Below are 4,139 nucleotides of genomic sequence, written 5' to 3'. Positions count from 1 at the left end.
ATGTAGGCAGTCGAGGCGGTGATCTTGAACTGCGGGGTGATGCGCAGGGTGGCGTCGGCCTCGATGCCCTTGATGATCGCGCCGCCCGGCACGTTGCCGGTGATCGTCTGGTTGCCGAGCGGGCCGCCGGGAACCGTCAGGTTCTGCTGCATGTCCTTGTAGTCGGACACGTAGCCCGCAACGTTGAATTCCAGCTTGCGATCGAACGCCGAGAGCTTGGCGCCCACTTCGTAGGCGTCCACGGTCTCGGGCTGGAACGGGGTGCTCGCGGTGGCGGCGGTGGCCGCGCGGGGGCTGAAGCCACCCGAACGATAGCCGCGCGACCAGCTGGCATAGAGCATCACGTCGCTGCTGGGGCGATAGTCGATGCCGACCTTGGGCGTGAACTTGGTGAAGTTCGCGTCCCCGGAACCGATCAGGCCCGCCGTGGCGAAGCTGTTGGTCAGCTTCTTGTTGTCATGGCTCCAGCGACCGCCGAAGGACAGGCGCCACTTGTCGGCGAAGGCCCAGTTGAAGTCGCCGAAGAAGGCGTAGCTGGTGGTCTTGCCGACGTTGGTCTGGGCGTTGGTATCGAACTCCATCGGCGGAATGCTCGGATCGAAGCCGAAGAAGCGCGTCCACTGCGTCAGGCTGTACTTCGAATGGAAGTAGTACCCGCCGACAACGTAGTCGAACCCGGTGAACAGGTTGCCTGCAGCGCGCAGTTCCTGGCTCCACTGCGTGTACTTCTGGCGGCGATCGACGTAGTAGAGATCGCTCGACGACCCGTCGAAGTCCTGGGTCTGCGCTTCCTTGCTGTGCCGCCAGCCGGTGATCGAGCTGAGCTTGATGCCGCCCAGATCATAGTTCATCTGCAGCGTGGCGTTGGGCGCCTTGTAGGTGCTCTTGGCGGGCAGGGTGAACACCGTATAGAGGTCGGTAGTGTTGTTGCGGCCGCATTCGTTGGCGGGGATCAACCCGCAGAACAGTTCGGTGCTGTTGGTCAGGTTGCTGACCACCGGCTCGAAGCTCTGCACCACGTTCTCGACCGAAAGCTGGGCGTCGAAGCCCGATCCGGCAGGCTCGAACAGCAGGCTGGCGCCGTAGCTGTCGGCCTTGCTGCCGCCCGCGCGGGTGTTGCGGATGGCATTGCGGTAGAAGCCGTCGGACTCGTTGTGGAAGTACCAGCCCTTGATGCCCCAGGTCTCGCCGTCGCCATAGTTGACGATGGCCTTGCCGGCCCAGGTGTTCCAGCGGCCGTAGGTGAATTCGGCCTTGCCGCCGGGCTCCATGGTGGGCTTGGTGCGGGTGATGTTGATGACGCCGCCGATGGTGTTGGCGCCGAACAGCGTGCCCTGCGGCCCGCGCAGCACTTCGATCTGGGCGATGTCGAAGGCGTCCTGCAACTGGCCGGTGTTGGTGCCGATCGTCACCCCGTCCACCACGACGCCGACGGTCGGGGTCTGCGACTTCTCGATGTCGGCATAAGTCAGGCCGCGGATCGAGATGTTGGCCGCCTGCGCGCCTGAATTCTGCTGGGTGATGAGCAGGCCCGGCGCGGCGCCCTGCAGGTCGCCGATGTTGGCCGAGGCCTTGTTCTCAAGCATCGCCGCGCTGACGGCGGTGATCGCGATCGGGGTTTCCTGCAGCGTTTCCGAGCGGCGGCGGGCCGAGACGATGATCTCGTTCGGATCGACCACGGCGGTGTCGGCCGCCTGCGGGGCGGCGTCCTGCGCGAAGGCGGGTGCCGAAATACAGGTCAGTGCGCTGGATGCGAGTGCGAGCTTGATGAGCGCGGTGTTCCGCGCTCCGCGAACATGTGCGGATGCCATCAGTTTATCCTCCCGGTGCGGCCGCGATTCTGTGAGGCCGTCTTCCGGTGGTCACTATGCATCGGATCGTTTCGCGCCCTACCTGTCGATTTGCACAGGTGCAGGTTTGCGTCCGAAATCGGACCACTCGCATAAATAGAGGAGATCGATGCCATGGCCGAGAACCGGCGATTCCTGCTTGCGCGCAGGCCGGAAGGGGAACCCGTTCCCGAAGACTTCATGCTGGTGACCGAACCTGTCCCCGCGCCGCCGCCCGGCGGTATCGTGGTGCGCAACCATTACGCCTCTCTCGATCCGGCCCAGCGCGGATGGATGGACGATACGGAAAGCTACATGCCGCCGATCCCGCTCGGCGATCCGGTGCGCGCAACGACGGTGGGCGTGGTCCATGCCTCGGACAACCCGGACTTCGCGGTCGGCCAATGGGTCATGGGGCTCAACGCACTGGAGGACTACTCCGTCGCCATGCCCGGCGGCTTCACGATGCCGATCGATGTAGAGGCCGTGGCGTCGCCGTCGAACTTCCTGTCCGCACTCGGCGCGGTCGGGCTCACGGCCTACTTTGGGCTGACGGAAGTGGCAAAGCCCCGGCCGGGTGAGACTCTGCTGGTCTCGGGCGCGGCAGGCGCCGTAGGCTCGGCCGTCGGCCAGATCGGCAGGATCATGGGCTGCCGCGTGGTCGGCATCGCAGGTGGTGCGGAAAAGTGCCGCCGCCTGATCGACGACTACGGCTTCGACGCCGCCATCGACTATAAGGGCAAGGACCACGCGAGCCTCGTCTCCGAGATCGCGGCGGCCGCTCCCGACGGCGTCAACGTGGTGTTCGAGAACGTCGGCGGCCCGGTGCTGGAGGCGGAAGTCTTCACCCTTGCGCATCACGCCCGGATCGTCCTGTGCGGCCTCATCGCCGAATACAACACGCCCGAAAAGCTGGGCCTGCGCAACTTGTGGCAGATCCTGGCCCGGCGCGCGACGATCCACGGGTTCCTGATCGCCGACTACGCGCACCGCTTCGCTGAAGGCGGCGCGCAGATGGCGCAATGGTTGGCAGAAGGAAAACTGCGCGCCGACGAGGACGTGCAGGAAGGGCTCGAGAACGCCTACCCGGCCTTCATGCGGCTGTTCTCCGGCGCGAATACCGGCAAACTGGTGTTGAAGATCGCATGAGCGCGGGCAGGCTGGCGGGCCGCAGGGCCATCGTTACCGGAGCAGGCTCGGGCATCGGTGCGGCCGTCGCCGCGCGGCTGGCGGCGGACGGGGCGCAAGTCTTCACCGCCGACATCCAGGGCGAGGTGGACTTCATCGCGGACCTTACCGAAGCGGATGCCAATGCGCGGCTGGTCGCCGCCGCGATAGAGCGGATGGGCGGGCTGGATACGGTTGTCCCCTGCGCCGGGATCAGCGCCTTCCATCCTCTGGAGGGGCATGACGACGCGTACTTCCAGCGCGTGCTCGACGTGAACCTCGTCGCCGTGTTCCGTCTGGTGCGCGAGGCTACTCCGCACCTGAAAGCACACGGGGCAGGGCGCATCGTCACGATCGGCTCGACCACCTCGACATATGGGGATGAGGGCCTGTGTGCCTATTCGGCATCCAAGCACGCAGTGCTGGGCTTCACCAAGTCCGTCGCAGCGGAGCTGGGGCCTTTCGGCGTCACCGCCACGTGCGTCCAGCCCGGCGCCATCGACACGCCGATGACGGCTCCCGCTTTTGATCAGATGCCGGAATACCGTACCTTCTGGGAAGGCAAGGCCCCGCTGCGCCGCCTCGGGCAAGCCGGGGACATCGCCGATGTCGTGGCCTTCCTGTGCAGCGAGGACGCGCGGTTCGTTTCCGGCCATGGCCTGTGGGTGGATGGTGGCGCGATGGTGCGGCATTGATCGCCAAAGGTGGGGACGGAGCAAGACCCAAAGCCGATCGGGACCTGGCGAGATAAATCCGCCGCAATCCCTCCCGCCGTATGTTCGCGGGTTGGTCCGGCACGCCGAGCCGACGGCGCTGCGATCGGTCGATAAAAGGTCAGCGCGGCGCGTTCCTGCACAACCTGCTGCGAAGCATGTCCCGCGCTTGGACAAGAATGGCAGGGTCCTGCCATATGTATGAACCGACATAGGTCACGACCCCTGAGGGCAATGCGAAGGCTATGATCCCCAGTGGCGATATGGACGCTTCGCTCGTCCGCACACATGCAAGTATCAGCACAACCATGAGTGCGCTGCTGGTCAGCGCGGGCCTAAGGCTTGCGAAAACGTCGCGAAACGGAATTTCCAGGCGTTTGCGCAGCAAATAGAGGCCATAAGGCAGAACGAGATAGCCACGAACCACTCC

Annotated in this window: 4 protein-coding genes; 2 read left to right on the top strand and 2 right to left on the bottom strand. The window is 65.1% G+C overall.

The window, feature by feature from the left end; translation table 11 throughout:
- Window positions 1-1,811, bottom strand: a 1,811-nt coding sequence (locus LH128_RS22010) for a TonB-dependent receptor (protein WP_008831896.1), incomplete at its 3' end; no start/stop codon positions are given.
- A gap of 153 nt (window positions 1,812-1,964) precedes the next feature.
- Between LH128_RS22010 and LH128_RS22005 the strand changes: the two genes are divergently transcribed.
- Both LH128_RS22005 and LH128_RS22000 read left to right on the top strand, forming a co-directional pair.
- Entirely contained in the window at window positions 1,965-2,978 is a 1,014-nt protein-coding gene (locus tag LH128_RS22005; RefSeq protein WP_008831895.1) for an NADP-dependent oxidoreductase, read from the top strand.
- On the top strand, window positions 2,975-3,691 hold the full coding sequence (locus LH128_RS22000; protein WP_008831894.1) for an SDR family NAD(P)-dependent oxidoreductase: 717 nt from the start codon (window positions 2,975-2,977) through the stop codon (window positions 3,689-3,691). Before LH128_RS22005 ends, LH128_RS22000 begins: the two co-directional genes overlap by 4 nt.
- 139 nt (window positions 3,692-3,830) lie before the next feature.
- Here the strand turns inward: LH128_RS22000 and LH128_RS34710 are convergent.
- A partial coding sequence (locus tag LH128_RS34710; RefSeq protein ID WP_008831893.1) for a hypothetical protein occupies window positions 3,831-4,139 on the bottom strand: 309 nt, incomplete at its 5' end.

This window comes from Sphingomonas sp. LH128 (assembly GCF_000293195.2).
In the GTDB taxonomy this organism is placed as follows: domain Bacteria; phylum Pseudomonadota; class Alphaproteobacteria; order Sphingomonadales; family Sphingomonadaceae; genus Novosphingobium; species Novosphingobium resinovorum_A.
Note: the sequence above shows the minus strand (reverse complement) of the source record. Positions and strands in the feature narration are given on the sequence as shown.